Origin of the sequence: Streptomyces sp. AM 2-1-1 (assembly GCF_029167645.1) — a bacterium.
Classification (GTDB): domain Bacteria; phylum Actinomycetota; class Actinomycetes; order Streptomycetales; family Streptomycetaceae; genus Streptomyces.
In genome coordinates, this window is the sequence record NZ_CP119147.1 from 2,364,523 (window position 1) to 2,389,913 (window position 25,391).

The 25,391-nt window shown below is 73.0% G+C and carries 25 protein-coding genes; 13 read left to right on the forward strand and 12 right to left on the reverse strand.

The window, feature by feature from the left end; genetic code table 11:
• Positions 1-52: 52 nt before the first annotated feature.
• From PZB77_RS09910 to PZB77_RS09920, 3 genes are all read right to left on the reverse strand, one after another.
• The gene (locus PZB77_RS09910) at positions 53-2,074 is read right to left on the reverse strand and encodes a DUF3492 domain-containing protein (protein ID WP_275495987.1); all 2,022 of its coding nucleotides are present in this window, start codon (positions 2,072-2,074) and stop codon (positions 53-55) included.
• A 416-nt stretch (positions 2,075-2,490) separates the two neighbouring features.
• Positions 2,491-3,978 (reverse strand): DUF3152 domain-containing protein, encoded by a 1,488-nt coding sequence (locus PZB77_RS09915; protein WP_275492205.1) that lies wholly within the window; start codon positions 3,976-3,978, stop codon positions 2,491-2,493.
• Between the two features lie 8 nt (positions 3,979-3,986).
• The gene (locus tag PZB77_RS09920; RefSeq protein WP_275492206.1) at positions 3,987-4,952 is read right to left on the reverse strand and encodes an alpha/beta hydrolase; all 966 of its coding nucleotides are present in this window, start codon (positions 4,950-4,952) and stop codon (positions 3,987-3,989) included.
• A 114-nt stretch (positions 4,953-5,066) separates the two neighbouring features.
• Here PZB77_RS09920 and PZB77_RS09925 point away from each other — a divergent pair, with 114 nt between their 5' ends.
• The 4 genes from PZB77_RS09925 to PZB77_RS09940 all read left to right on the forward strand — a co-directional run bounded on the left by PZB77_RS09925 (position 5,067) and on the right by PZB77_RS09940 (position 7,165).
• Positions 5,067-5,285: a hypothetical protein gene (locus PZB77_RS09925; RefSeq protein WP_275492207.1), complete on the forward strand. Its 219-nt coding sequence runs from the start codon at positions 5,067-5,069 to the stop codon at positions 5,283-5,285.
• Positions 5,286-5,622: 337 nt separating this feature from the next.
• Complete coding sequence (locus PZB77_RS09930) at positions 5,623-6,258, forward strand: TetR/AcrR family transcriptional regulator (protein WP_266708815.1); 636 nt, start codon at positions 5,623-5,625, stop codon at positions 6,256-6,258.
• Positions 6,259-6,415: 157 nt separating this feature from the next.
• The gene (locus PZB77_RS09935; protein WP_275492208.1) at positions 6,416-6,643 is read left to right on the forward strand and encodes a DUF3107 domain-containing protein; all 228 of its coding nucleotides are present in this window, start codon (positions 6,416-6,418) and stop codon (positions 6,641-6,643) included.
• A gap of 246 nt (positions 6,644-6,889) precedes the next feature.
• Entirely contained in the window at positions 6,890-7,165 is a 276-nt protein-coding gene (locus PZB77_RS09940; protein WP_275492209.1) for a hypothetical protein, read from the forward strand.
• Between the two features lie 13 nt (positions 7,166-7,178).
• On the opposite strand, the gene PZB77_RS09945 is transcribed toward PZB77_RS09940, so the two are convergent.
• Positions 7,179-7,925 (reverse strand): ferritin-like fold-containing protein, encoded by a 747-nt coding sequence (locus PZB77_RS09945; RefSeq protein ID WP_275492210.1) that lies wholly within the window; start codon positions 7,923-7,925, stop codon positions 7,179-7,181.
• A gap of 449 nt (positions 7,926-8,374) precedes the next feature.
• On the opposite strand from PZB77_RS09945, the gene PZB77_RS09950 reads away from it, so the two are divergent.
• Together PZB77_RS09950 and PZB77_RS09955 are read left to right on the forward strand one after the other, a co-directional pair.
• Complete coding sequence (locus tag PZB77_RS09950; protein WP_275492211.1) at positions 8,375-10,477, forward strand: DEAD/DEAH box helicase; 2,103 nt, start codon at positions 8,375-8,377, stop codon at positions 10,475-10,477.
• A gap of 270 nt (positions 10,478-10,747) precedes the next feature.
• Entirely contained in the window at positions 10,748-11,629 is an 882-nt protein-coding gene (locus PZB77_RS09955; RefSeq protein ID WP_275492212.1) for an alpha/beta hydrolase, read from the forward strand.
• Between the two features lie 154 nt (positions 11,630-11,783).
• Here the strand turns inward: PZB77_RS09955 and PZB77_RS09960 are convergent, their stop codons facing one another.
• Positions 11,784-12,692: an NYN domain-containing protein gene (locus PZB77_RS09960; protein ID WP_275492213.1), complete on the reverse strand. Its 909-nt coding sequence runs from the start codon at positions 12,690-12,692 to the stop codon at positions 11,784-11,786.
• Positions 12,693-12,903: 211 nt separating this feature from the next.
• On the opposite strand from PZB77_RS09960, the gene PZB77_RS09965 reads away from it, so the two are divergent.
• On the forward strand, positions 12,904-13,056 hold the full coding sequence (locus tag PZB77_RS09965) for a hypothetical protein (RefSeq protein WP_007446805.1): 153 nt from the start codon (positions 12,904-12,906) through the stop codon (positions 13,054-13,056).
• Between the two features lie 138 nt (positions 13,057-13,194).
• On the opposite strand, the gene PZB77_RS09970 is transcribed toward PZB77_RS09965, so the two are convergent.
• The 3 genes from PZB77_RS09970 to PZB77_RS09980 all read right to left on the reverse strand — a co-directional run bounded on the left by PZB77_RS09970 (position 13,195) and on the right by PZB77_RS09980 (position 15,691).
• Positions 13,195-13,800, reverse strand: a complete 606-nt coding sequence (locus tag PZB77_RS09970) for a MarC family protein (protein ID WP_275492214.1) — start codon at positions 13,798-13,800, stop codon at positions 13,195-13,197.
• Positions 13,801-13,990: 190 nt separating this feature from the next.
• On the reverse strand, positions 13,991-14,857 hold the full coding sequence (locus PZB77_RS09975; RefSeq protein WP_275492215.1) for a PHP domain-containing protein: 867 nt from the start codon (positions 14,855-14,857) through the stop codon (positions 13,991-13,993).
• A gap of 156 nt (positions 14,858-15,013) precedes the next feature.
• Positions 15,014-15,691: a DUF6758 family protein gene (locus PZB77_RS09980; RefSeq protein ID WP_275492216.1), complete on the reverse strand. Its 678-nt coding sequence runs from the start codon at positions 15,689-15,691 to the stop codon at positions 15,014-15,016.
• Positions 15,692-15,895: 204 nt separating this feature from the next.
• Between PZB77_RS09980 and PZB77_RS09985 the strand changes: the two genes are divergently transcribed.
• Complete coding sequence (locus PZB77_RS09985; RefSeq protein ID WP_275492217.1) at positions 15,896-17,128, forward strand: MFS transporter; 1,233 nt, start codon at positions 15,896-15,898, stop codon at positions 17,126-17,128.
• A gap of 58 nt (positions 17,129-17,186) precedes the next feature.
• On the opposite strand, the gene PZB77_RS09990 is transcribed toward PZB77_RS09985, so the two are convergent.
• A complete protein-coding gene (locus tag PZB77_RS09990; protein WP_275492218.1) occupies positions 17,187-17,771 on the reverse strand; it encodes a suppressor of fused domain protein in 585 nt (194 codons plus the stop codon).
• Between the two features lie 416 nt (positions 17,772-18,187).
• On the opposite strand from PZB77_RS09990, the gene PZB77_RS09995 reads away from it, so the two are divergent.
• Both PZB77_RS09995 and PZB77_RS10000 read left to right on the forward strand, forming a co-directional pair.
• Positions 18,188-19,315, forward strand: a complete 1,128-nt coding sequence (locus PZB77_RS09995; protein WP_275492219.1) for a magnesium and cobalt transport protein CorA — start codon at positions 18,188-18,190, stop codon at positions 19,313-19,315.
• A 54-nt stretch (positions 19,316-19,369) separates the two neighbouring features.
• Positions 19,370-19,882, forward strand: coding sequence for a hypothetical protein (locus PZB77_RS10000; protein ID WP_275492220.1), 513 nt, complete (start codon positions 19,370-19,372; stop codon positions 19,880-19,882).
• Positions 19,883-19,946: 64 nt separating this feature from the next.
• Here the strand turns inward: PZB77_RS10000 and PZB77_RS10005 are convergent, their stop codons facing one another.
• Positions 19,947-20,708, reverse strand: coding sequence for a hypothetical protein (locus PZB77_RS10005; protein WP_275492221.1), 762 nt, complete (start codon positions 20,706-20,708; stop codon positions 19,947-19,949).
• A gap of 217 nt (positions 20,709-20,925) precedes the next feature.
• On the opposite strand from PZB77_RS10005, the gene PZB77_RS10010 reads away from it, so the two are divergent.
• From PZB77_RS10010 to PZB77_RS10020, 3 genes are read left to right on the forward strand one after another with little or no spacing between them, the layout of a single operon-like run.
• Entirely contained in the window at positions 20,926-22,200 is a 1,275-nt protein-coding gene (locus PZB77_RS10010; protein ID WP_275492222.1) for a CBS domain-containing protein, read from the forward strand.
• Positions 22,190-22,750, forward strand: coding sequence for a DUF1003 domain-containing protein (locus tag PZB77_RS10015; RefSeq protein ID WP_275492223.1), 561 nt, complete (start codon positions 22,190-22,192; stop codon positions 22,748-22,750). The genes PZB77_RS10010 and PZB77_RS10015 overlap by 11 nt, the downstream gene beginning before the upstream one ends.
• Before the next feature lie 42 nt (positions 22,751-22,792).
• Positions 22,793-23,926: an Mrp/NBP35 family ATP-binding protein gene (locus PZB77_RS10020; protein WP_275492224.1), complete on the forward strand. Its 1,134-nt coding sequence runs from the start codon at positions 22,793-22,795 to the stop codon at positions 23,924-23,926.
• Positions 23,927-24,050: 124 nt separating this feature from the next.
• Here PZB77_RS10020 and PZB77_RS10025 read toward each other — a convergent pair whose 3' ends face one another.
• The gene (locus PZB77_RS10025; RefSeq protein ID WP_275492225.1) at positions 24,051-24,719 is read right to left on the reverse strand and encodes a hypothetical protein; all 669 of its coding nucleotides are present in this window, start codon (positions 24,717-24,719) and stop codon (positions 24,051-24,053) included.
• Between the two features lie 126 nt (positions 24,720-24,845).
• Positions 24,846-25,346: a sec-independent translocase gene (locus tag PZB77_RS10030; RefSeq protein ID WP_275492226.1), complete on the reverse strand. Its 501-nt coding sequence runs from the start codon at positions 25,344-25,346 to the stop codon at positions 24,846-24,848.
• Positions 25,347-25,391: the final 45 nt, after the last annotated feature.

Genomic DNA, 25,391 nt, shown 5'->3' on the forward strand with positions numbered 1-25,391 from the left:
GTGCGGTTGGTCGCCGGGGACACCCTCGGGGATCCGGGGGTGGGCGTGGGGGTCACGCATCGCCGTCACCCACTCCGGCAGCGGCGGCGGCGCCGACCTTCTCGGGCACGACGGGGGCGACGGACGCGACGGCTGCGACAGGGGCGACGGTTGCTACCGGCAAGACGGGAGTGGCGGGCGACACGGGAGCAAGGGGTGAGGCGGGTGTGACGGCCCAGGCCGGAACCTGCCCGGCGGCGACCCGGGCGGACCGCCGCTCCGCCTGTTCCGTACGCCACCGGCCGGCGCGCGCGCACCCCTCGGCGGGGACGGCGACGGGGCGGGGCGCCGAGGCGGCCCGCGTGCCGCGGGGCGGGGCGGTACCGGTCGCCGGCCGGACCGGGGTCCGGGGCGCTCCCCCGGACCGCGGCGGGTGGCCGGCGGCGGTCAACCGCTGGTAGAGGGAGCGGTAGGCCGCGAGGTTCTGCTCGACGGTGAAGAGTTCGCCCGCGCGCGCCCGCGCCGCCCCGCCGAGGCGCGCACGCCGCTCCGGGTCGCGCAGCAACGCGAGGCACGCGTCCGCGAGCGCCGGGATGTCGCGTGGCGGCACCACCACTCCGGTGCCGCCGACGACCTCCACCACCGCGCCCACGTCCGTCGAGACGGTGGCCCGGCCGCAGAACATCGCCTCCACCAGGCTGATCGGGAAGCCCTCGACCACGCTGGACAGGACGACGACACCGGCCGCCGCGTACGCCTCGGCGAGGGTCCCCGCACCGGCCCCGCCCATCTCCTCGAAGGAGACCGGCTGCCCCTGGTCCCCCACCCCGGGCGTCTCCTCGCGCTCGCCCGGCACGGGGAAGAGTCGCTCCGCGACGCCCCGGCAGTGCGCCAGGTACGCGGCACCCTCGGCCCCCTCGGCGGCCGTGCCGAAGATCCTGAGCCGGGCACCCGGTTCGGCCCGGTGCACCTCGGCGAAGGCGTGCAGCAGGGCGACGAGGTCCTTGGCGGGCTCGACACGGCCGACCCACACCAGAGTGTCGGGACCGGCCCCGGTGGACTCGCCCACCTGCGCGAGGCGCCCGGTCTCCATGCCCGGGTAGACCGTGCGCTGTTTCGCGGCGTCCGCGCCGCAGCGCTGCTGCCAGCGGCGGACGAGCGCGCTGCCGGGGGTGATGACGGCTGCCTCGCGGTAGACCTCGGCGGCCAGGTGGGCGTGGAAGTTGGCGAGCAGGGCGCGCACCGGCGCGGCGGACGGTCCGTCCGTGGCGGAGAGGTAATGCGCCCGCAGCGGCAGCGCGTGCTCGGTGACCAGGAGAGGAACGCCGAAGAAGCGTTTGGCCAGCAGCCCGGGGAGGGCGGCGGTGCCGCCCGAGGCCGCGTGGCAGACGTCCACGCCGCCGAGCGCCCCGGTGTCGTACCAGTCGAGTGAGAGCGGCCGCAGCAGACGGGCGAGTTCTGCGGCGAAAGCCAGGTGATCGGCGACGGTGGCCCGTTGGACGGTACCGCTGGTCCCCCGCGAGCGGCAGGCGGACTCCAGCACGTGGAGGGCCGTCTCGGAGGCGAGCGCGGTGGGCAGGCCACCGTGTTCCCGGGCCAGTTCGGCCAGTCCGTAGAGACCTTCGCCGAAGAGGCCGGCGGAGGTGGCCGCCGTCCGACCGGTCCCGGCCGGGCCGTCCGCCGCGTCCCGGGAGGCCGCCGGGAGTTCCGCGCGGGCGTCACGGGCCGCGCCCGCTGCCGGTCCACCGGCGCCCGGGGCGCTGACCGCCGTGGCGAGCGCCGTCAGGTGCGCCGTGAAGCGCCGGCGCTCGCGACGGCCGTAACCGCCGCCGCTGCCGGTGACGAGGCGTGCGAGGCGGCCCCCGCGCCCGTCCTGCGGCACGGTGGCGTCCGCGGCCCAGAGCGGCGCGGTCCGCACCTGCCCCACCTGCGGCGGCAGACTCACCCACCCGCCCTTCTCCTGACGGGCGGAACGGCTCAGCGCGTAGAGGTCGAACTCGTGCTGCGGGAGACCGCGGACCAAGCGGTCGCACCACAGTCTCGACTCACCGTCCGCGTACGGATAACCACCGTGGGTGAGCAGTCCGATGCGCACGAGTACACCCTCGATCTCCCATGAATCCGCCACCGTCGGCCGGTGACCAGCGTCGGGACGACCGTAAGCGGAGGCGCCGGTGACACGACGGACGGTTGTCCGTCACGCCACCAGAAGGGGTGAACCGGCGTAACTTTCCCGGGCTCCGCGCGTTTCGGCGCGGGCGGGCCCTTCCGGGGCCCGTCGCGAGAGTGCGCGGCGACCCGCCATCCCCAAAACGGCGGCTCGTACGGACGCCGGGAGCCACCGGCGGTGAACGGCCGGGCGGGCCGGGCGAGGGCCGTACACCTCGTCGACGGCCTCCTGTTCGACGGTCCGGGCGGCGTCGAACGGCCCCGCTCCTACGCCCGCGTCCCGGCCGCCCGCCCCGGCGAGGCGGACGCCGCGCCCCCTCGTGGACCGGTGGGGCGACGGCGTCAACGGGTCGGGTAGACCCAGGGGTTGGGCTTGCAGGCGATCCCGCCGATGTCGAGCGACTTCGTCTGCTGCTGCATCACCGGCGCCGGCGCGCCCGCGGTGGTGCAGGAGACGTGGTTGTGCCCGAGCCGGTGCCCGACCTCGTGGTTGATGAGCATCTGCCGGTAGGGGTAGAGCTTGTCGGGGCCGAAGGTGGCCGATCCCTGGGCCCACCGGAAGGCGTTGATCATCACCCGCTCGGTCGAGGCGGAGTCGCAGGAGACGTTGTCCTCGGTGGTGTCCAGACCGGACTTCGCGCACCAGACCCCGGTGGTGCCGGGGCTGGCGAGGGTGATGACGAAGTCGGGTTCGCCGGTGGAGACCCGCTCGAAGGTCATGTCCCCGTGGTGCGCCCAACTGCGGTCGTCGTTGAGGGTCTTCTGCACGGCCTCGGCGAAGAGGGTCCGGTCGAGGCCGAGCCCCTCCTCCACGTCGATCCGGTAGCGGCGCACCTGCCCGGTACCGGGAGCCTTCGCGGAGCCCGGGACGACCTCGAACTTCCCGTTCCCCGCCAGATCGGCGGCGAGGGGGTAGGGCGTGGCCATCTTCTCCTCGTACGAGAGGACCTTCAGCGGTGCGGGGGTCGCCGTTCCGGGGGTCGGGCGGGTGTCGGAGCGCGAGGCTCCCGGCCCGTCCTGGCGGCTGCCGGACGCCTGCGGGGAGCCGTCCCCGCCGGGTCCGCGGGCCACCTGACCGGCCACGACCACGGCGAGGACCGTGGTCACCGCGGCCGCCGCGATACCGGTGAACGTCCTCCCCCAGCCGCCCCGTCCGCCCTTGTCCGGGGCGCCGCCCGGCTCCGCCGTGCCGTTCCCCGAGCCCTCGTCCGGCCCGTCGTCGCGCGGGTCAGCGGAGCCCCGGGACTCCTCCGCCGCGGTGGACGCCCCGGCGGGCGCGGAGACGCGCGAGGGGACGGACCGGACCGGGAGCCCGACGGAGTGCGCGCCGAAGGCCTCCACGAACTCGGGGCGGGGGCCGGGTATCAGCGGCGCGGCGCCGGCCGGCGGCCGGACCACCGCACGGCCCACCGGGGCGCCCCGACCCGTCGCGCCGCGCCCCTCCTGCGGGCGCGGGCCGTCCGGACGGCCCGCGGCGCTCGGCCGCGCGGCCGGTGATTCCCCCGAACGTGTCTGTTCCCGGGTGGGGGTCGCTGACCGCGAGGGCGGGGAGGCGCTCTCCGGGACGTACCTCGGCTGCGGCCCGGTACCCCAGCCACCACCCGGTTCGCGCTGTTCGGGATGGCCGCCGCGCACCCGCGGGGTGCCCGGGAAGGGGGTGTCCGTCCGCGCCGGGTGCGGCGGCCGGCCGTCGCGGACGGGGGCCGCCGGCTCCGGCGACCGCCTGCGGCGGCCGTTGCCGGGGCTCTCCCCCGGCGCTCCGGCCGGGGCCGGTGCGGCTTCGCCCGCCGGGCCCTCGGCCTCGACGCCCCTTCGGCTGTGTCGTCCCACGCCCCGGATCAGCTCCCGCCGTTGTCGTCCACCAATTCCCGGACCGCCTGGGCGACCGCTTCCGGGTACTCCATCATCGCCACGTGCCCGGCCTCGGGCAGCGACAGCAGGCGCGAGTCACGGAAGGCCGCCGAGGCCCTGCGTGCCATGCGGTACGAGACGAGCTTGTCCCGTCCGCCGTAGACCAAAAGCGTCGGCGCGAGAACCCGCTCGGCCTGGCGCCACAGTCCCTGCTGGCCGCCCAGCGTGTAGGCGTCCACGATGCCCCGGGCGGAACGCGCCATGGCGTCCCAGAAGTACGGCAGCTCCAGCCGACGTTCCATCTCGGTCACCGCGTGGCGGAAGCCGTCCTCGGTGATCCGCGCCGGATCGCTGTAACAGAGTGCCATGACCCCGCGGGTGCGTTGTTCGGCGGTCATCCCCCGGCTGAGCCGGGAGAAGAGCGCGGCGACCCCGGGGAGCGCCAGCAGCCCGGTCGGCACGGCCGGCCGCTGGACCCGGATCTCGGGCAGTGCGGGCGAGACGAGGGTGAGCGTGCGCACCAGGTCGGGGCGGACCGCGGCGACCCGGGTGGAGACCGCACCGCCCAGCGAGTTGCCGACGAGGTGGACCGGGCCGCGCCGCTGCGCGTCGAGCAGCCGGATGACCGCACGGGCGTGCGCGGTCACCGAGTAGGCGCCGTCGTCGGGCGGCGGGGAGTCGCCGAATCCCGGCAGGTCGACCGCCTCACCGTCCACCACGTCCTCCAGCAGCGGCATCAGGGCGGACCAGTTCTGCGAGGAACCGCCGAGGCCGTGGACGTACAGCGCGGGAGGGAGCCCGGCGCGCGCGCCGGGGCGGGAACGGACGGTCAGGCTCAGCCCGGCCAGGGAGACGGTGCGCAGTTTCTCCCCGGACGCGACGTGGACGGCACTGACCGTGGGGGCGACCGCCGCGGCGGCGGCCTCGACACCCGGCAGCTCGGTCGAAGACATGCGCCAATGTTACGAGACGATCACGCGCTGATTCATGTGTTCGCGGTCACAGGCCGCATCGCGGGGCAGGAGTCCAGCTCATAGGCTTCGGAAGAGGGACGGAAGGGAGTCACCATGACGGTCGACCCGCGCGACCCGGAGACGTTTCTGGACGAGCAGCCGGACCCACCGGGTCTGGAGACCCCGGTGGCGGACGCCGAGGAGCAGCGCACGGAGGTCCGGCACGAGGACGACGAGCCGCTGACGGAGGTCTCCGCCGAGGAGGCGGACGAGGCCGACGTCGCGGAACAGACCAAGGTGGTCGTCGAACACGAGGACGACTACCGGCCCTGACGCGGGCCGCGCCCCACCCGCCGCCCGTCATCGACCGTGGGCGTGCGTCGCGCAACCGCGCGCGGTCGCGGTCGGTGACGGAGCGGCGGGCCGGTGGAGGCTCCGCGGGGCGACCGGGAAGGGCTCGGCGCGGGGCGATCTCGGGCGAAACACGCACGTCACGGGCGCCGGCCCGCCGGCCGGACGAGGAGGCGGCCCCGGTCCACGACTACCGGAGTTGTCCGGTCCGTGAAATTCTGCGTCCGCGCCGCGCGCACCCGGGTTACCCAAAAGTACGATGGCTGCTCGGCGCGTACGCACCGGACAGCCGTGTCGGATCACACATTTGGGAGGCGGCGTGAGCGCCATCGAGCAGACAGAGGCAGCGCGCCCGCGGGGCACTCGCCTGCCCCGCCGCGCCCGACGCAACCAGCTCCTGGGCGCCGCCCAGGAGGTCTTCGTCGCGCAGGGCTACCACGCCGCCGCGATGGACGACATCGCCGAGCGGGCCGGGGTCAGCAAGCCGGTGCTCTACCAGCACTTCCCCGGGAAGCTGGAGCTCTACCTCGCCCTCCTGGACCAGCACTGCGAGTCGCTGCTCCAGGCGGTGCGCACGGCCCTCGCGTCGACGACCGAGAACAAGCAGCGCGTCGAGGCCACCATGGACGCCTACTTCGCGTACGTGGAGGACGAGGGCGGCGCCTTCCGGCTGGTGTTCGAGTCGGACCTGACCAACGAGCCCGCCGTGCGCGAGCGGGTGGACCGGGTGTCGCTCCAGTGCGCCGAGGCCATCTCGGACGTCATCGCGGGCGACACGGGTCAGTCCAAAGACGAATCGATGCTGCTGGCGGTGGGCCTGGGCGGGGTCGCACAGGTGGTGGCCCGCTACTGGCTCTCCAGCCCTTCCGGCATCCCCCGCGACACGGCGGTCCAGCTCCTCACCTCGCTCGCGTGGCGGGGCATCGCCGGCTTCCCGCTGCACGGGACCGAGTAGCGGCGCCCCGCCCGCCGCGTCCGCCGCTGCCGTGTTCGCCGGCGGCGTGTTCGCTGCGGGCGTGGCCGGTCGGGCCGTGGGCGCTCCGCCCTCCGGGCTAATGTGGCTGCGTACGGCGCGGCTACCGCGCAGAACCGACCGTCGGAGGGACATAGCCGTGGAGGTCAAGATCGGGGTGCAGCACACGCCCCGCGAGATCGTTCTGGAGAGCGGGCTTTCCGCCGAGGACGTCGAGAGCGCGGTCGCCGAGGCGCTCGGCGGCACGGCGCAGCTGCTCAGCCTCACGGACGAGAAGGGCCGCAAGGTCCTCGTGCCGGCCGACCGGATCGCGTACGTCGAGATCGGTGAGCCGTCGACCCGGCGAGTCGGGTTCGGCGCGCTGTAAACAGCACCAGGCGTGGCACGCGGGAGCGGCCCGGCGGATTTCCGCCGGGCCGCTCCCGCGTGCTGTCGTCCCAGGTCGCTCCGGGTCGTCCGGCGGAACACGGCGCTCCGCCGAAAGGTTTCCCCGAACCCTCGGCAGGGTTGCGTGACGCAGGTCACGGGTAGGACGGCGTAAGGCCGCACCGGCCCCTTGACCGTCACCCGGAAGCGCCGGGGACGACCGACGAACTCCGCGAGGTGATGCTCCGTGATCTGGGAATCCATCGGCTCCGTCGTGATCGGGCTCGCCCTGTCCTGGGCAGCCCTCCACGTCCTGCCGGGCCGGCTCCCGTCGGCCCGTGCGGTCTACCCCGCCGGCGCCCTGGGAGCCCTGTTCGGGGCGTATCTGGCGGACGGCGTGCTGTACTCCGGGCACGCCGAGGCCACCGCGGTCGGGGCGCTGGTCGTCGGCGCGGTGACGCTCTCGCTGCTGCTGCGGCCGCGCGGCCGGCGCCGGATCACCGGCCCGGCGGCCACGCGGTAGCGCGGGCCCCGCGTCAGGCCGCGAGGCCCAGCGCGGCCATCCGCTTGGTGTGCGCCTCGGTGATCCGGGAGAACATCCGGCCCACCTCGGCCAGGTCGAACCCGTCCGCCACGCCCCCCACCAGCATCGTGGACAGGGCGTCGCGGTCGGCGACCACCCGCTGGGCCTGCGAGAGCGCCTCGCCCATCAGCCGCCGCGCCCAGAGGGCGAGCCGGCCGCCGACGCGGGGCTCGGCCTCGATCGCGGCCCGTACCTTCTCCACCGCGAAGTTCCCGTGCCCGGTGTCGTCGAGGACGGCGAGCACCAGTTCCCGGGTGTCCTCGTCGAGCCGGATGGCGACCTCGCGGTAGAAGTCACTGGCGATCGAGTCACCGACGTACGCCTTGACCAGGCCCTCCAGCCAGTCGGAGGGAGCGGTCTGGCGGTGGAAGTCGTCCAGTGCCTTGGCGAACGGCTCCATGGCCCCGGTCGCGTTCTCGCCGATCGCCGAGAGCCGGTCGGTGAGCTGCTCGAAGTGGTGGAACTCCGCGGAGGCCATCTTCGCCAGCGCCGCCTTGTCGCCGAGGGTCGGCGCGAGCTTGGCGTCCTCGGCGAGCCGCTCGAACGCGGCCAGTTCGCCGTACGCGAGGGCGCCCAGCAGATCCACCACGGCGGCGCGGTACTGCGGGTCGACCGAGGCCGCCGTCCAGTCTCCGGCGGCGATACCGGTGGGGGCGAGGGCTTCGTCGGGCGTGCGAGCGGCGTTGTCAGGCGTCTCCATGGAGCGCACAATAACCCGCACGGCCCCGGTGGTAAGGGCCCGGTCCGCCGCCGGGTTCGCACCGATCCGATGAATTCGCCCGACACACATGCGCGAATCCGGGGTACAGTGGTAATGCGCCTACTGAGCAATTCGTGTGCCCGGGGCGCGCCCTTGAATGAGGATGCCCGGTCGGTGGCCCGATCGGCTCCGACCCGACAGCCCTCCACGCGGGTCGTACACACCGTACGACCGCGGATGAGGGGCCCCCTCAGCGGCACGAGCGCTCGAGCGACGGCAGTGGTCCCGCGCCACCCGCGCCCTCCCGGGCCGGATGACCAACCCCGGCACGGTACGACCCCCAGCGTTCGCCTCGGTCCGCGTTTCACAGAAGAGGCAGCACCCTGACTACCTTCCGCGACCTCGGGATCCTCCCCGAGACGGCCGAGGCCCTCGAAGCCGTCGGCATCATGTCCCCCTTCCCGATCCAGGAGATGACGCTCCCCGTCGCGCTCTCCGGCAGCGACGTCATCGGCCAGGCGAAGACCGGCACCGGCAAGACGCTCGGCTTCGGTCTGCCGCTCCTGGAGATCGTCACCGTCCCCGCCGACGTCGAAGCGGGCCGCGCGGCTCCCGAGAAGCTCACCGACGCGCCGCAGGCGCTCGTCGTCGTGCCGACCCGCGAGCTCTGCCAGCAGGTCACCAACGACCTCCTCACCGCCGGCAAGGTCCGCAACGTCCGCGTCCAGGCCATCTACGGCGGCCGCGCCTACGAGCCCCAGGTCGAGGCGTTGAAGAAGGGCGTCGACATCGTCGTCGGCACCCCCGGCCGGCTGCTCGACCTGGCGGGCCAGCGCAAGCTGGACCTCTCCCACGTCCGCGCCCTCGTCCTCGACGAGGCCGACGAGATGCTGGACCTGGGCTTCCTGCCGGACGTCGAGCGCATCCTGACGATGCTGCCGCCGAAGCGCCAGACGATGCTCTTCTCGGCCACCATGCCGGGCGCCGTGATCAGCCTCGCCCGCCGGTACATGTCGCAGCCCACGCACATCAACGCCACGTCGCCCGACGACGAGGGCACGACGGTCAAGAACACCACCCAGTTCGTGTACCGGGCGCACAACATGGACAAGCCCGAGCTGGTCTCGCGCATCCTCCAGGCCGACGGCCGGGGACTGGCGATGATCTTCTGCCGGACCAAGCGCACCGCCGCCGACATCGCGGAGCAGCTGGAGAAGCGCGGCTTCGCCTCCGGCGCGGTCCACGGCGACCTCGGCCAGGGCGCCCGTGAGCAGGCGCTGCGCGCCTTCCGCAACGGCAAGGTCGACGTCCTCGTCTGCACCGACGTCGCCGCGCGCGGTATCGATGTCGAGGGTGTGACCCACGTCATCAACTACCAGTCCCCCGAGGACGAGAAGACCTACCTGCACCGCATCGGCCGTACCGGCCGCGCGGGCGCCAAGGGCATCGCGGTCACGCTGGTGGACTGGGACGACATCCCGCGCTGGCAGCTGATCAACAAGGCGCTGGACCTGAAGTTCCCGGACCCGCCGGAGACGTACTCCACTTCCCCGCACCTCTTCGCGGACCTCGGCATCGCCGACGGCACCAAGGGCATACTGCCCCGTGCCGAGCGGACCCGTGCGGGTCTGCGCGCGGAGGACCTCGAAGACCTCGGCGAGACCGGCGGTCGGGGCCGCAAGGCTCCCGCCGCGTCCGCCCCCGCTCGTGAGGCCCGCGAGGAGCGCCCCGCGCGTACCCCGCGCCAGCGCCGCCGCACCCGTGGCGGAACCGGTGAGGAGGGCGCCGCCGTCGTGCCCGCGCCCGCCACCGAGGCCGCACCTGCCTCGGACGGTACCGAGGCCGCCGGGACCACGGAGCCGCGCGCCCCGCGTCGCCGCCGCCGTGGCCGGGTCGGTGTCGCGGAGGCCGTAGCCGCCGAGGCGGCAGCCGTCGCGCTCGTCGAACCGCCGGCAGCGGTGGCCGCCGAGGCTCCTGTGTCCGTCGTGGAGGCCCCGGTGGCCTCCGAGGTCGCCGAGGTCACCGAGGTCACCAAGCCGGCGCGTCGCCGTCGTACCCGCGCCGCGGCACCGGCCGAGCCGGAGTTCCAGACGGTGGCCGTCGCCGTCGGCTTCAGCGCGCCCGCCGCCGAGGCCAAGGCCGAGACGAAGCCGCGCCGCCGCCCCCGGATCGTGAAGCCCGCCGAGGACGAGGTGGACTTCCAGATCGCCCCGTTCTCGGAGCCCGAGACGGAGAGCCGGCCGCGTCGCCGCCCCGCCCGTACGGCCACGAAGCCGGCCGCCGAGGCGAAGGCCACCACGGCCGAGTCGAAGCCCCGGACCCGGAAGGCCGCCGCTCCTAAGAGCGCGGCCGTCCAGGCCGAGGCCGTCGACGCCGTGGCCGCCGACGCCGTGGAGGAGAAGCCGAAGCGCCGCCGCCGCACCGCCGCCAAGCCGGAGACCGTCGCGGTCACCGAGACCGTGGCGGACGAGGTCTCGGAGGCTCCGGCACGGACCCGCCGTCGCCGCAGCACCCGTCCGGCGACCACCGAGGCCGCGTCGACCGAGAGCTGATCCTCCCGGCAGCACACCGGATGCCCTACGGCCCCGGCCCCGATCACGGGGCCGGGGCCGTCCGGCGTTCCGGGGCGCTGCCGGCCGTCGCCTCTCAGGGGTGCCCCGCATCCCGTCGTGGACCCGTACGCGGCGTCGGATGCGCGGGGCATCGCACGGTGAGGACATCCGCATACGGGACGTAGGCGGACGTTCCGACGGGGCGGCGAGGCGCCGTGGCCGGTGTCGCGCACCCGCCGGGAAGCACGGGACAACCCTTACCCTCGTCCCATGAGCCGGCCGCCGACCTTCACCCCGCCCCCCTGCGCCCGCGCCCGTGTCCTGCGCACCCCGCGCGGCGAGTTCGCCGCCCTGGACGCCGTGCCGTGTACGGCCGCGCGGGGCACCGTCCTGATGCTCCCCGGCTTCACCGGGAGCAAGGAGGACTTCGTCGCCCTCCTCGAGCCCCTGTCCGCCGCCGGTTTCCGCGCCGTCGCCGTGGACGGTCGGGGGCAGTACGAGAGCCGGGGGACGGGCCGTCAGGAGGACTACGCGCAGGACGAGTTGGCGCGCGACGTACTGGCGCAGGCCGCCGCGCTCGTCCCGGCCGGGGTCCCCGACGGCACCGATGGCACCCACGAGGGCACGGCGCTGCATCTGCTCGGCCATTCGCTGGGCGGCCAGATCGCCCGTGCCGCCGTGCTGATGGACCCCTCGCCCTTCCGCTCGCTCACGCTGATGTCGTCGGGTCCGGCCGAGGTCTCCGCGGGACAGCGGGAGAAGCTGAAACTGCTCGGCGACGCGCTGTCGGCGCTGACCATGGCTGAGGTGTGGGACGCGATGCGGGCGCTCGACCCGCCGGAGGACACGGCCACCGACGACGGCGAGGACCTGCGCCGCCGGTGGCTGGGGAACGATCCGGCGCAGCTGATCGCCACCGGTCGCCTGCTGTGCGGGGAGCCGGACCGGGTGGACGAGCTGGCCGCCACCGGTCTGCCGGTCCACGTGCTGTCCGGGGAGCGCGACGACGTGTGGCCGGTCGGTCTGCTGACCGCGATGGCCGATCGCCTCGGCGCCCGGCGCACCACGGTCGCCGGCGCCGAGCACTCCCCGAACACCGCACGCCCCGAGGAGACCGCCCGCGCGCTGGTGGCGTTCTGGGAGAGCCTCTGAGCTGCGGCCACTCCTCCGGGCCGAGGGCCGGGTGCGGGGACGGGGCCCCGGCCCGTGACGGGGCGACGCCCTGTCGTCCGAAGGACCGGGCGACGCCCTGTCCGTCCGAAGGCCGCGCCGCGCCCCCGCCCCCCGCCCCCGCCCTGAAGTCCGCCTAGAACTGCGCCTGGAGGTGCTGCCAGAAGCCGTCCCGCAGCGCCCGGCGCAGCGGGGGGTGCCCGCGCAGAGAGTGCTGGAGCAGGCGTTCCGCCTCGACCAGGAGGTCTTGGTCGACGGAACCCGGCAGGTACGGGTGGCCCGGCATCAGGTCGACCAGCGACTCCCGGCCCTTGGCGGCGAGCCACGCGGCGGCCACCTGTGCCCCGACGAAGCGGACGTCTTCGCGGGAGGGCGCCGGTCCCTCGTCCTCGTACGTGGTGACGGGGCGGCGGGTGACGTAGGGGCGGCAGAAGTCCAGGTCGAAGGTGCGCTGGCTGTCCACCTCCCAGAGCAGCGGCTCGGCCTGGTTGCGGCCCTCCCCGGCCTCGATGCCCCAAAGGTGGACCCGGGCGCCGTACCCCTGTGCGGCCTCCACGGCGGAGACCAGGTCCTCGTCGCCACCGACCAGCGCGGCGTCGCTGATGGCGCGGTGCCGGGCGAGCGATTCGAGGTCGGTGCGGATGAGGGAGTCGACGCCCTTCTGCTGGTTGTTGGCGTTGAGGTTGCCGAGCCGCACCTTGACGTCCGGCAGTTCGGCGATGGACTGCTGCTCGGTCGTGTGGGTGCGGCGGCGGGCGCCGTCGTACCAGTAGACGCGGAGCAGCCGGCTGTCCGCGAAGATCGTGCGCGCCTGTTCGATGAACGCCTCGATCAGCCCGCCGGAGTCGAGGTCGAAGGAGCGGCGGTCCTCGGTGCCGGTGACCAGGAGACCGGCTGCGGCGTACACGTACCCCGCGTCGACGAAGATCGCGTGGGTGGAGGGAGTTTTCGAGACCTCGGCGAGGACACGCTTGAGGAGTTGGTTCGTCAGGTCCAGGCGGTCGCGGATCTCGTCCGCGGTGGTGGCGGGATCGGCGTTGCTCATGCGGAACTCTGCGTCCGTGGTGGCGTGACTACCTGCGGGTACTTAGACATCCAAAAAATTTCCTTAGCGTAGGGAATGTTTCTCGGGGGGCATGCCGTTGTACCCCTCGTAGGGAGCGGGACCGAAGGGCCTCGCTTCCTTATCCTTGTGGACGGGAACGCCCGTCCGGCCAGTAGTTCTCCAGCAGGAGGATCAGACGAAGGGAAGCCCTGTGCGCTTCGAGATCATGCGACTCGACGACGTCGACGGTACCGCCGTGGACAGCACCGTTGTAGACGCCGCCTCCGTCAACCGGATCGTGCAGCAGGCCGCGGCAATGGGCCAGCGCATCTACATTCGGCCGGCAGACAGTTCGGCCTCGTAACACCTTCCGGCAGTACGCCTTGATGAGATGACGAGCCGCCCCCGTACGGGTCCCCGTGCGGGGGCGCAGTGTGTCCGGGGTCCGGTCGGCCCCGGGCGGTGGCTCGCGTACCGCGACCCGCCCCGCGAGCACTGCCCCTCAGCCGTTCTGGATGACCTGGGTGATGCCGTTGATGATCTGCTGCACCGCGATGGCGGAGAGCATCATCCCGGCGAGCCGGGTCACCAGCACCACCCCGCCGTCCTTGATGACCCGGATGATCAGCAGCGAGTAGCGCATGGTCAGCCAGAGCACCACGTGCATGGCGACGATCGCCGACCAGACGGATATCTGGCTGCTCACGGTGTGCGCGTGCTGCACGGCCAGGATCACCGAGACGATCGCGCCGGGACCGGCCAGCAGCGGCATGCCGAGCGGTACGAGCGCCACGTTGACGTCCTTCGTCTGCGTCGGCTCGTCCGTCTTGCCGGTGAGCAGGTCCAGCGCGATGAGCAGCAGGAGCAGCCCGCCCGCGATCATCAGCGCGGGGACGGAGACGTGCAGGTAGTCGAGGATCTGCTGGCCGAGCACACCGAAGACGGCGATCACCCCGAAGGCGACCGTGACCGCCTGGAGCGCCATCTTGCGCTGGGTCCTGGCCGGCCGTCCGGCGGTGAGGGCCAGGAAGATCGGCGTGATCCCGGGCGGATCCATGATCACGAAGAGGGTGAGGAAGAGCGAACCGAAAACAGCGACGTCGAACACGGTGAGCCTTGCGGGAGAAGAGGAGGAGCAGGTCGGGGAGGAGAAGCCGCGCACGGGTGCGCCCGGGCTCACGGGGCGTGAGCTCCGGGACGGTCGGGCGGGGTGGCGGCGGGACGGGCGCGCGGCACCGGGGTGCGGCGGGAAGGACCGGCCGCCGCACCCCGGCGGCCGGAAGAAGGGGGTGCGGCCCTCAGCGGTGGAGCGCTCCGCCGGCACCCGGTACCGGGAAGGCTCCCGTGGAGCGCCGGGTGATCTCGCCGTAGATCTCGGGGTCGGTGGTGTACTCGCCGAGCGCGACGGTCTTGCGGCTGCCGTGGTAGTCGCTGGAACCGGTGGTCAGCAGTCCGAGTTCGGCGGCGAGAGCGCGCAGTGCGGCGCGGGTGGCTCCGTCGTGGTCCATGTGGTCGACCTCGATGCCGTCGAGTCCCGCGGCGGCGAGCCGGGCGATGGCCGACTCGGGGACGACGGCCCCGCGCTTGACGGCCCGCGGGTGGGCGAGGACGGTGACCCCGCCGGCGGCCTTGACGAGCCGGACGGCGTCGAAGGGATCGAGTTCGTGCTTGCCGGCGTGGGCCCGGCCTCCGTCGCCGAGCCACTCGGGGGTGAACGCGTCGGAGACGGTGGGGACGACACCCGCTTCGACGAGGGCGGCGGCGACGTGCGGGCGGCCCACCGAGCCGTCACCGGCGATCCGGGCGACCTGCTCCCAGGTCACCGGCACGCCCAGCGCCCGGAGCTTGGCGACCATGGCCCGGGCGCGCGGCACCCGGTCGTCCCGGACCAGCTCGCGTTCGCGGGCGAACTCGGGCTCCGTGGGATCGAAGAGGTACGCCAGCATGTGCAGGCTCACCCCGTCGAGGCGGCAGGAGAGTTCCGCGCCGGTGACGAGGGTGAGGCCCTCGGGGAGGGCGGCGAGCGCGTCGGCGTGCCCCCGCACGGTGTCGTGGTCGGTGAGTGCGACGACGTCGAGTCCGGCCGCCGCCGCGCGTGCGACCAGCTCGGCCGGGGTGTCCGTACCGTCGGACGCCGTGGAGTGCGTGTGCAGGTCGATGCGCACGACGGTGACTCCTGTGCTCGCGGCGGACGGTGCGACCGGTGGGACCGGTGGGGACGCTCCAGGATAGCCGCCGTACCGACCGCCACCCGAACGGCCCGTGCGGGGAACGGCGGCCGCTGCACGCCGGGTGGGACCGGGATCGCGGGGCAGCGCGGCTCAGCGCGGCGCGGGCCCCTGCCGGGGCGGCGCGTCGGGGAGGCCGAGGAGGCGGGGGGTGAGGGCGCCGCAGGGTACGAGGTCCACTTCGGCGCCGGCGTCGCGGAGGTCGGTCAGAACCAGTTCGTCGTACATCAGCAGCGCCGACTGCTGGGGCCAGACGATCGCCCAGAGCCAGAGCCCGCGCGCCTCACCGGCGAAGACGGCCCGGTCCTCGGGGACATCGTGCACCTGCCACAGCGGGGTCGGCCGGCCGGCGGCGAGCACCTTGGCCACGGGCGGCCCGTCGATGCGCATGTGCGGACCGGGGTCGGGGCCCTCGATCCCGGCGTAGCGGGCGCCGAGCCCGACGCCGAGCTCCTCGGCGACGAGCAGCAGCTCACCCATCCCGCCGAGCGGTCCGGGGCCGGAACAGGCGAGCGCGGTGGCGCGGCCTCCGCTGCGGTCGTCGCCGGCGTGCGCCACGCCCGTGAAGAGCCAGCCGACCGGCAGCGGCCACGGCATCCACACCGGCACCTGCGCGCGGTGGACGACCACTCCGAGCGCCTCGACGCTGGGCGGGACCACCGGTTGCATCGGGTGGACCGGGCCGTGCGCGGGGCACTGCCAGGAGTCGGCGAAGAGACCGGGCGCCCTGACCCGGCCACCGCACTTCGGGCAACTGGGTTCGCCCCTCATACGAACCCACGGTCCCCCTCCCGCGCCGCCACGTCAAGGACGGTCACCCGTCCGCAGCGTGGCTCCCACCGGGGAATGTAGATGTAGCTTGCATCAATTAGCCGAGCTAACTTATTCTGGAGAGCGCACGGACATCAGGCCAGGGTCGCGGGACCGCCACGAGCGGGAGCGCCGGGACCCGTTCGACGAGGAGAGTGGAAACACATGCGGGGAGACGATCCGTTCGACGAAGGGGCCACCAGCATCCTTCGCCAGCCCAAAGCGGTCTGGGCGACCGCCGGCGCGTCCGTCGTGGCGTTCATGGGCATCGGCCTGGTGGACCCGATCCTGCCCTCCATCGCCGAGGGACTGGACGCGACGCAGAGCCAGGTGTCGCTGCTGTTCACCTCGTACTTCCTGATCACCGCCTTCGCGATGCTGGTCACCGGCTTCGTCTCCAGCCGCATCGGCGGCAAGAAGACCCTGCTGGCCGGTTTGGCGCTGGTCGTCGTCTTCGCCGCACTCTCCGGGACGTCGTCCTCGGTGGGCGAACTCGTCGGCTTCCGGGCCGGCTGGGGACTGGGCAACGCGCTCTTCGTCTCCACCGCGCTGGCCGTGATCGTCGGCGCCGCCGCCGGGGGCAGCGCGGCGGCGATCCTGCTCTACGAGGCCGCCCTCGGCCTCGGCATGGCGTGCGGCCCCCTGGTGGGCGCGCTGCTCGGCAACGCCAGCTGGCGCTACCCGTTCTTCGGCACCGCCGCCCTGATGGCGATCGGCTTCGTCTGCATCACCGCGTTCCTGCGGGAACAGCCGAAACCGGCACGGAAGACCTCGCTGCTCGACCCGGTCAGGGCACTCGGCCACGGCGGACTGGCCTCGGTGGCGACCTCGGCCTTCTTCTACAACTACGCCTTCTTCACCATCCTCGCGTTCACACCGTTCGTGCTGGACATGACTCCGTACAGGTCCGGTGCGGTCTTCTTCGCCTGGGGCCTGCTGCTCGCCGTCTTCTCCGTCTTCGTCGCCCCGCGGCTCCAGGAGCGCTTCGGTTCGCTGAGGGTGCTGGGCGGCTCGCTCGTCCTCTTCGCGGTGGACCTGCTGGTCCTCGGGTACGGGAACCACACCGCCGCCATCGTCTGCACCATCGTCTCCGGCGCCTTCATCGGCATGAACAACACGGTCTACACCGAGCTCGCCCTCGGCGTCTCGGACGCGCCCCGTCCGGTCGCGAGCGCCGGGTACAACTTCGTCCGCTGGTTCGCCGCGGCCGCCGCTCCCTACCTCGCGCCGAAGATCGAGGAGTGGAGCGACGTGCACATCCCGTTCGTGGTCGCCGCCGCCACGGCCCTCGCCGGTGCGCTCGTCGTCCGGATCCGGCGCACCGCGCTGACCCACGAGGCCGAGGACGTCCGGCCCCGGCACGCCACCGAGGACGGCGTCTCGGCGTTCGCGAACTGAGACCGTTCGCCGACCGGGGCCGTCCGCCGACCGGGGCCCGTGGCTCGTACGGGTGGTCTCAGTCCAGCGGTACGGAGGAGCGGAGCGGGTCCCGCAGGTCGGTCCCGTGCGACAGCCAGCGCTCCTGGAGTTCCTGGGCGCCCCGGACCCGCTTCCAGGCGGCCTCGTTGGGGGTCATCGGGAGCAGCGGCAGGAAACGCACAGGGTCCATCGGTTCGTCCAGCTCCAGGTCCTCCACCAGTCCGCCGGACTCGGCGACCAGTACCGAGGAGAAGGGGGCGGACGGCCAGAGCGGGTCGCCCAGGTCCAGGGAGGCGCCGGGCTGGACGATCACACCCTCGACCTGCGGGGACGCGGCGAGCACGGCGAGCGGGCGCAGCACCTGGTCGGTGGCGGCCAGTCCCGCCCGTACCGAGAGCACCAGTTCCGCGCGCGGGCCCTTCACCGGGTCGGCGAGGGGGGAGGTGGGGTCCGCCATGGGCTGGGCGGACATGCCGAGGGTGGCGTAGCGGACCACGTCGCCGTCGAGGAAGCGCAGCACCTCGATGCGGTCCGTCCCGAGGAAGGTCACGGCGGCGCGGGCGTCCGGCTCGCCGAGAGCGGTGCGGAGCCGGGCTTCGACGAGCGCGAGAATTTCTTCCATGTCGCGAGCATAGAACGCGTATCGAACGGGCAAAGTACGGGATTGGCCCTTGGCCGGCTGATAGCCTGGCCGCCGGTCGGGACAGCGTGCGAAGCCACGCTCCCTCAAGTCCCGGCAGCACGTCGTCCCCCACGGGGGACCGACCGGAGGAGGTGGGGACTGCCATGGATCCAAGTCGACCGTGCAGTACCAAGCGCCCTTCCGTCTCCACCGTTTCCCGGTGATCTTTTAAGCCCTCTCGGTCAGGGCTCGTGGCTTGTCGCACGGCGGAAGAGCATCTCGTTTTTGCCTGTCTGTAGCGAACGCCGTCGCCACCGCTGCGCGGTGCCGCCCGCTTTGCGGACGTGGTCCCACGTCTCCATTCCGGGCTGTTCCGCCTGCGCGCGCCGCACGGCCCTTTCGTGTAGGAGCCAGCCATGTCCATGATCCGTGACCTGCGCGCCGCCGTGCGCCCTTCCCTGCGGCCCTCCCTCCGCAAGAACCCCGCTCCCTACAACGGTTACGACACCACCCGCGACCCGTCCGCCTCCAGTGCGGTGGTGGACTGCGCGGTCTACCGCGACGGCCGCCGCATGGAGGCGTCCGCCTGCCAGACCCCGCACGAGGCGATGCTGCGGGTGCGGGAGGGCGGCGGCTTCGCCTGGATCGGGCTGCACGAGCCCACCGAGGCGGAATTCGCGGTCATCGCACGGGAGTTCGGGCTGCACCCGCTGGCGGTGGAGGACGCCGTCCACGCCCACCAGCGGCCGAAGCTGGAGCGGTACGACGACACGCTCTTCACGGTCTTCAAGACCATCCACTACGTCGAGCACGCCGAGCTCACCGCGACCAGCGAGGTCGTCGAGACCGGCGAGGTGATGTGCTTCACCGGCCGGGACTTCGTGATCACCGTCCGGCACGGGGGCCAGGGGTCGCTGCGCGCCCTGCGTCACCGCCTCCAGGACGATCCGGAGCTGCTCACCAAGGGCCCGTCCGCCGTGCTGCACTCCATCGCCGACCACGTGGTGGACGGATACATCGCGGTCGCCGCCGCGATGCAGGACGACATCGACGAGGTGGAGATCGACGTCTTCTCCACCCCGGCCAAGGGCAGCGCGCGCGGCACCGACGCCGGGCGGATCTACCAACTCAAGCGCGAGGTGCTGGAGTTCAAGCGGGCCGTCTCCCCGCTCCAGCGGCCGATGCAACTCCTCAGCGAACGGCCGATGCGGCTCATCGACCCGGACATCCAGAAGTACTTCCGTGACGTGGCCGACCACCTCGCCCGGGTGCAGGAGGAGGTCCTCGGCTTCGACGAACTGCTCAACTCGATCCTCCAGGCCAACCTGGCGCAGGCGACCGTCACCCAGAACGAGGACATGCGCAAGATCACGTCGTGGGCGGCGATCGTCGCCGTCCCCACGATGATCTGCGGGGTCTACGGCATGAACTTCGAGCACATGCCGGAGCTGCGGTGGACCTACGGCTATCCGATGGTGCTCGGCGTCATCGCGGTGGTCTGTTTCTCCATCCACCGGACGCTGAAGCGCAACGGCTGGCTGTGAGGGCGCCCGGCCGGGGCGGACCCGTTGCGCGGGCGGCCCGTTAGGCTCTGCGCCATGACTGCTGACGCGCTGCTCGGGCAGGCCCTGGTCGAGGAAGCCACCAAGAAGTCCGGCCTGGTCTGGGTACGCGCCTGTGGGGCGGCCCGGGCGCTCTGGCACGTGTGGCACGAGGGCGCGGTGCTGCTCGTGGGCGGCCCCGGCGAGCAGCCGCTCCCGGACGGTCTGGCGGACGGTGCGCGGGCCGAGGTGACCGTGCGCAGCAAGGACAAGGGCGGCCGGATCGTCGCCTGGACGGCCCAGGTCGGCGAACTCGCCCCGCGTTCGCAGGAGTGGGAGGCGGCGGTCGCCGAGCTGAAGGGGAAGCGGCTCAACGCCCCGGACGCCGAGCGGCTGCCGGAGCGCTGGGCTCGGGAGTGCCGGGTGATGCGGCTGACGCCCCTCACGCACACCACCGACCTGCCGGACGGCTCGCTCGCCGCCCGCCCGCTCGACACCCCGGCGACCACCCGCGAACCGGTGCCCGCCGCTCTCCCCCGCCTGCTGCTGAAGCGCCGCAGGCCCCGCTGAGGGATGAGGTCGGCCCCTTCCCGCGGGGTCGCGCCGCGCCCGCCGACCCGTTCGTACGAACGGGTCAGCCGGAACTCCTCGGCAGCTCTCCGCCGTAGTCGACGGTCTCCTCCCGCGGCGGGGCCGCCAGGTCGAAGGACCGGCCCCAGTCGGCGAGGGTGACCGTCCCGCCACCGCCGCCCCGCGCCACCCGGACGGGGTAGGGCTCACCGCGGAGCGCCACGTCGAGGGTGCCGCCCTCGCCCTTCCCGCCCAGGATCTGGATGGTGGGGACGCCGGTGATGGTGTCGCGGTCGCCCTTGTTGACGGTGCCGTGCAAGGTCAGGAGCCCGTCCAGCAGGGTGTCCTTCTCGGTGAAGCCGCGCAGCCGCTTGTACGTGGGGTCGTCCTCGGGCACCTTGACGTACTTGCCGTCGAGCTTCTTCGCGGCCTCGGCGTCGTCGTCCTCGCCCTTGCCGTCCTGTTCGGCGCTCCAGAAGGCCGCGTCCGCCTTGAGGTAGAGGTCGTCACCGACCCGGAGCACGGCGAAGGTGCTCTCCTCGGAGGTGACCGAGCCGGTGCCGCCGTCCGCGTTGAGCCGCATGTCGAGGGTGTAGCTGCCGTCCTTGCTGATGAGGGTGCCCGCGAGGTGGACGGCGCCGGCGGCGTCGGCGGCGGCTCTGGCCCGCGTGTCGATCTCCGTGGCGGGGAGCTTGCCGAGGCCGTTGGTGCCCGCGTCGGGGTCTTCGCCCGAGCAGCCGGTGAGGCCGAGGGCGAGTCCCGCGCCGAGCGCCAGGGCGAGCGCGGTCCGGCGGCGGGCCCGAACGGCGGGGGCGGAGGAGGTCACGCGCACTTGCCTCTCGTCTGCGTGGGGATGGCAAGCGGCAGCGTACCCGGGGTTCCGGCGCGGCCCGGAAGGGAGCCGTCCGGGGGGCCGCCCGGGGCGGTGCGGAGCAGTACGGGCTAGCCTGAATCCGGCATACCGGCGTCACCGACGCCCCTGACGTACCGTGAAGCGGCCACGTCACGCATGCACGCGGCAACCGGCACGGAAGGGGTGCGCTATGGCATCGGGCGCGCCCAGGGTCTTCGTCTCGCACCTGTCCGGAGTGCCGGTCTTCGATCCCAACGGCGACCAGGTCGGCCGGGTCCGCGATCTGGTCGCGATGCTGCGCGTCGGCGGCAGGCCGCCCCGGCTGCTCGGCATGGTGGTCGAGGTCATCAGCCGGCGGCGCATCTTTCTGCCGATGACCCGGGTGACGGGTGTGGAGTCCGGCCAGGTCATCACCACGGGCGTGATCAACATGCGGCGCTTCGAGCAGCGGCCGACCGAGCGGCTGGTGCTCGGCGAGTTCCTCGACCGGCGGGTGCGGCTCGCCGGGACCGGCGAGGAGGTCACCATCCTCGACGTGGCCATCCACCAGCTGCCCGCCCGCCGTGACTGGGAGATCGACAAGTACTTCGTCCGCAAGGGGCGCGGCGGGGCCCTGCGCCGCAAGGGCGAGACGCTGACCGTCGAGTGGCCCGCGGTGCGCGACTTCACGCTGGAGGAGCACGGGCAGGGCGCGGAGAGCCTGGTCGCCACCTTCGAACGGCTGCGCCCCGCCGACGTCGCCAACGCCCTGCACCACCTGACGCCCAAGCGCCGTGCGGAGGTGGCCGCCGCCCTCGACGACGACCGGCTCGCCGACGTCCTGGAAGAGCTCCCCGAGGACGACCAGGTGGAGATCATCGGCAAGTTGAAGGAGGAGCGCGCGGCGGACGTCCTGGAGGCGATGGACCCGGACGACGCGGCGGACCTCCTCTCCGAGCTGCCGGAGGCGGACAAGGAGCGGCTGCTGACGCTGATGCGCCCGGACGACGCGGCCGACGTGCGCCGGCTGATGAGCTACGAGGAGCGGACGGCGGGTGGTCTGATGACGACCGAGCCGATCGTGCTGCGCCCGGACGCCACCGTCGCGGACGCGCTCGCCCGGGTGCGGCAGTCGGACCTCTCCCCCGCGCTCGCCGCCCAGGTCTACGTCTGCCGCCCGCCCGACGAGACGCCCACCGGCAAGTACCTGGGGACCGTCCACTTCCAGCGGCTGCTGCGCGACCCTCCGTTCGCGCTGGTCAGTTCGATCGTCGACAGCGACCTGGTGCCGCTGCCGCCGCACACCCCGCTGACGGTGGTGACCAGCTATCTGGCCGCGTACAACCTGGTCGCGGTGCCGGTGGTGGACGAGAGCGGCTCGCTGCTGGGCGCGGTGACCGTCGACGACGTGCTGGACCACCTCCTGCCCGAGGACTGGCGGGAGACCGACTTCCACGGCGAGGAGGAGATCGCCCGTGGTCGCTGAGGAGCGTACGAAGGGGGCGTCCACCGGTTCGTCCGGGATGGTGCGCCCGCCCCGGTTCCGGCTGGACCAGCCGAAGGCCCCGCGCCGCCGGCTCCTCCCGGAGTACGACCCCGAGGCGTTCGGCCGGTTCTCGGAGCGGATCGCCCGCTTCCTGGGCACCGGACGGTTCATCGTCTGGATGACGCTGATCATCGTCCTGTGGGTGCTCTGGAACATCTTCGCGCCGACCGCCCTGCGCTTCGACGAGTACCCGTTCATCTTCCTGACGCTGATGCTCTCGCTCCAGGCCTCGTACGCGGCACCCCTGATCCTGCTGGCGCAGAACCGGCAGGACGACCGGGACCGGGTCACCCACGAGCAGGACCGCAAGCAGAACGAGCGCTCCATCGCCGACACCGAGTTCCTCACCCGGGAGATCGCGGCGCTGCGGATGGGGCTCGGCGAGGTCGCCACCCGCGACTGGATCCGCTCCGAACTGGAGGACCTCGTGAAGGACCTGGAGGACCGGCGGGTCCTGCGTCCGTCCGAGAGTGACGAAGCCGACCGCTGAAGGGCTACCCGCGCGTAGCGCCGCGCGCCGTAACATCGTCGTATGGCTACGGAAGACGCGGTGCGTGAAGCACTGGCGACAGTGAACGACCCGGAGATCCACCGCCCGATCACCGAACTCGGCATGGTGAAATCGGTCGAGATCGATCCCGACGGTGTGGTGGCTGTCACGGTGTACCTCACGGTCTCCGGCTGCCCGATGCGCGAGACGATCACCAGGAACGTGACCGACGCGGTCGCCCGGGTCGAGGGCGTCTCGCGGGTCGAGGTCACCCTCGACGTGATGAGCGACGAGCAGCGCAAGGAACTGGCGGGCGCGCTGCGCGGCGGCACCGCCGAGCGCGAGGTGCCCTTCGCCCAGCCCGGCTCGCTCACCCGGGTCTACGCGGTGGCGTCCGGCAAGGGCGGCGTCGGGAAGTCCTCGGTGACGGTCAACCTCGCTGCGGCGATGGCGGCCGACGGGCTGAAGGTGGGTGTCGTCGACGCCGACATCTACGGCCACAGCGTGCCCCGGATGCTGGGCGCGGACGGCCGGCCCACCCAGGTCGAGAACATGATCATGCCGCCGTCCGCGCACGGCGTTAAGGTCATCTCCATCGGCATGTTCACCCCGGGCAACGCCCCGGTGGTCTGGCGCGGCCCGATGCTCCACCGCGCGCTCCAGCAGTTCCTCGCGGACGTCTACTGGGGCGACCTCGACGTCCTGCTGCTCGACCTGCCGCCGGGCACCGGTGACATCGCGATCTCGGTGGCGCAGCTCGTGCCGAACGCCGAGATCCTGGTCGTCACCACTCCCCAGCAGGCGGCCGCCGAGGTGGCCGAGCGGGCCGGTTCGATCGCGGTGCAGACCCACCAGAAGATCGCCGGCGTCGTGGAGAACATGTCGGGCATGCCGTGTCCGCACTGCGACGAGATGGTCGACGTGTTCGGCAGCGGCGGCGGTCAGCGGGTGGCGGACGGTCTGACGAAGACGGTCGGCGCCGAGGTGCCGGTGCTCGGTTCGATCCCGATCGACGTACGGCTGCGCGAGGGCGGCGACGAGGGCAAGCCGGTCGTGCTCTCCGACCCGGACTCCCCCGCGGGCCGCGCGCTGCGCTCCATCGCGGAGAAGCTGGGGGGCCGTCAGCGCGGCCTCTCGGGCATGTCGCTGGGCATCACCCCGCGCAACAAGTTCTGAGGCGCCCGGAACCGTTCCGAGGCGCCCGCGGCGGGCCGACGCGCGAGGAGCCGGGCGGTCCGTGGGAACGGACGGCCCGGCTCCTCGCGTGCCGTCCGGCTCCGCCGGAGCCGGACGGCACGCCTCAGGCGTAGTCGGCGACGTCCTCGACGGCCGAGAAGCCGAGTCCGTACGCGCTCATCCCGCGCCCGTAGGCGCCGATGTGCACGCCCTTCGCGGACCCGGCCAGCACCCAGCCGAACTCCGACTCGCGGTAGTGGAACTCGACCGGCACACCGTCCACGGGGAGCGAGAGCGTCGACCAGGGCGCCTCCTCCAGTTCGTCGGCGAGCTCGAAGGCGATCTCCGTCTGCTGGTCGAGCCAGTCGTCGCGCAGCGTGTGGTCGAGCTGCGGCGGCCAGGTGCAGGCGAGGAGGCCGGAGCCGGCCAGCCACGCGGCCGTGGAGACCGTGGTGGCCTCCAGCGTTCCGGTGCCGTCGCCGCTGCCCCGCACGGGGCTGCTGGCCACGGTCACCACGACGGCGAACCGCTCCTTCTCGGGGCCCGCGTCGGGGCGCGCCAGCGGCTCGTCACCGTGGCCGATCGCACCGTGCTGGACCGTTCCGTCGGCGGCCCGGCCGACCGGGGTCAGCCGGCGCGGCCCGGTGAACGCCTCGTCCAGGGCGTACCAGGGGAAGGTCGCCCGCCGATAGCCGTCGACGACGACCGCACGCCGGGCCGTGCGCACCCCCTCCGCTTCCGCGGTGTCCGTACTGGGCGCGCCATCCGTATCAACCCGACTCGTGGTCTCCATCTACCCGGCCGCCTCCTCGATCTCCTCAGGATCCGGAGCGGCCCGCCCCCCGCGGGCTCGGGCGTCCTCGCAACCGGACAGATGGAGAATAGCCATAGCGTCCGGGCGAGCCGGGATTGACCGGTCTCAGGTGGCGTCGGCGTCGAACGGCGGGCGGTCGTCCCGCGCGGCCGGAACGGCCTTCTCCAGGGGGTCCGCGGCACCCTTCACCAGCGGGTCCGCCGCGGCTTTCGTCAGGGCGTCGGAGTCGGATCCGCCCGGGGAGGCGGAGGCGGCGGCCGTCGCGGCGCTCACGCTCTCGCGGCCTTTCGCGGCGTCCGTCATGTCGGTGAGCTCCTTGCGGAGGTCGAAGCTCTCGCGGATCTCCTTGAGCCCGAGATCGTCCTCGCCGTCCATCAGCTGCTTGCGGATGAACGTCTTCGGGTTGAGGTCCTCGAACTCGAAGTCCTTGAACTGCGGACCCAGCTCCGAGCGGATGTCCTGCTTGGCGCTGTCCGAGAACTCGCGGATCTTGCGGATCGTGCGCGTGACGTCCTGGATGACCTTCGGCAGCTTGTCCGGCCCGAAGACCAGGACGGCGAGAATTCCGAGAGTAAGCAGCTCGAGTGCGCCTATGTCATTGAACACTTCGCTGCTCCTCGTGTGCTCCGCGTGTTCGTCGCGTGGTCCCAC

What these genes read in the sequence shown, in the direction of transcription:
- PZB77_RS09920 (WP_275492206.1), bottom strand. Translation starts at nt 4,952, where the DNA reads ATGTCTTCGACCGAGCTGCCGGGTGTCGAGGCCGCCGCCGCGGCGGTC.
- PZB77_RS09925 (WP_275492207.1), top strand. Translation starts at nt 5,067, where the DNA reads ATGACGGTCGACCCGCGCGACCCGGAGACGTTTCTGGACGAGCAGCCG.
- PZB77_RS09945 (WP_275492210.1), bottom strand. Translation starts at nt 7,925, where the DNA reads ATGGAGACGCCTGACAACGCCGCTCGCACGCCCGACGAAGCCCTCGCC.
- PZB77_RS09950 (WP_275492211.1), top strand. Translation starts at nt 8,375, where the DNA reads ATGTCCCCCTTCCCGATCCAGGAGATGACGCTCCCCGTCGCGCTCTCC.
- PZB77_RS09955 (WP_275492212.1), top strand. Translation starts at nt 10,748, where the DNA reads ATGAGCCGGCCGCCGACCTTCACCCCGCCCCCCTGCGCCCGCGCCCGT.
- PZB77_RS09960 (WP_275492213.1), bottom strand. Translation starts at nt 12,692, where the DNA reads ATGAGCAACGCCGATCCCGCCACCACCGCGGACGAGATCCGCGACCGC.
- PZB77_RS09980 (WP_275492216.1), bottom strand. Translation starts at nt 15,691, where the DNA reads ATGAGGGGCGAACCCAGTTGCCCGAAGTGCGGTGGCCGGGTCAGGGCG.
- PZB77_RS09985 (WP_275492217.1), top strand. Translation starts at nt 15,896, where the DNA reads ATGCGGGGAGACGATCCGTTCGACGAAGGGGCCACCAGCATCCTTCGC.
- PZB77_RS09990 (WP_275492218.1), bottom strand. Translation starts at nt 17,771, where the DNA reads ATGGAAGAAATTCTCGCGCTCGTCGAAGCCCGGCTCCGCACCGCTCTC.
- PZB77_RS09995 (WP_275492219.1), top strand. Translation starts at nt 18,188, where the DNA reads ATGTCCATGATCCGTGACCTGCGCGCCGCCGTGCGCCCTTCCCTGCGG.
- PZB77_RS10000 (WP_275492220.1), top strand. Translation starts at nt 19,370, where the DNA reads ATGACTGCTGACGCGCTGCTCGGGCAGGCCCTGGTCGAGGAAGCCACC.
- PZB77_RS10010 (WP_275492222.1), top strand. Translation starts at nt 20,926, where the DNA reads ATGGCATCGGGCGCGCCCAGGGTCTTCGTCTCGCACCTGTCCGGAGTG.
- PZB77_RS10020 (WP_275492224.1), top strand. Translation starts at nt 22,793, where the DNA reads ATGGCTACGGAAGACGCGGTGCGTGAAGCACTGGCGACAGTGAACGAC.
- PZB77_RS10025 (WP_275492225.1), bottom strand. Translation starts at nt 24,719, where the DNA reads ATGGAGACCACGAGTCGGGTTGATACGGATGGCGCGCCCAGTACGGAC.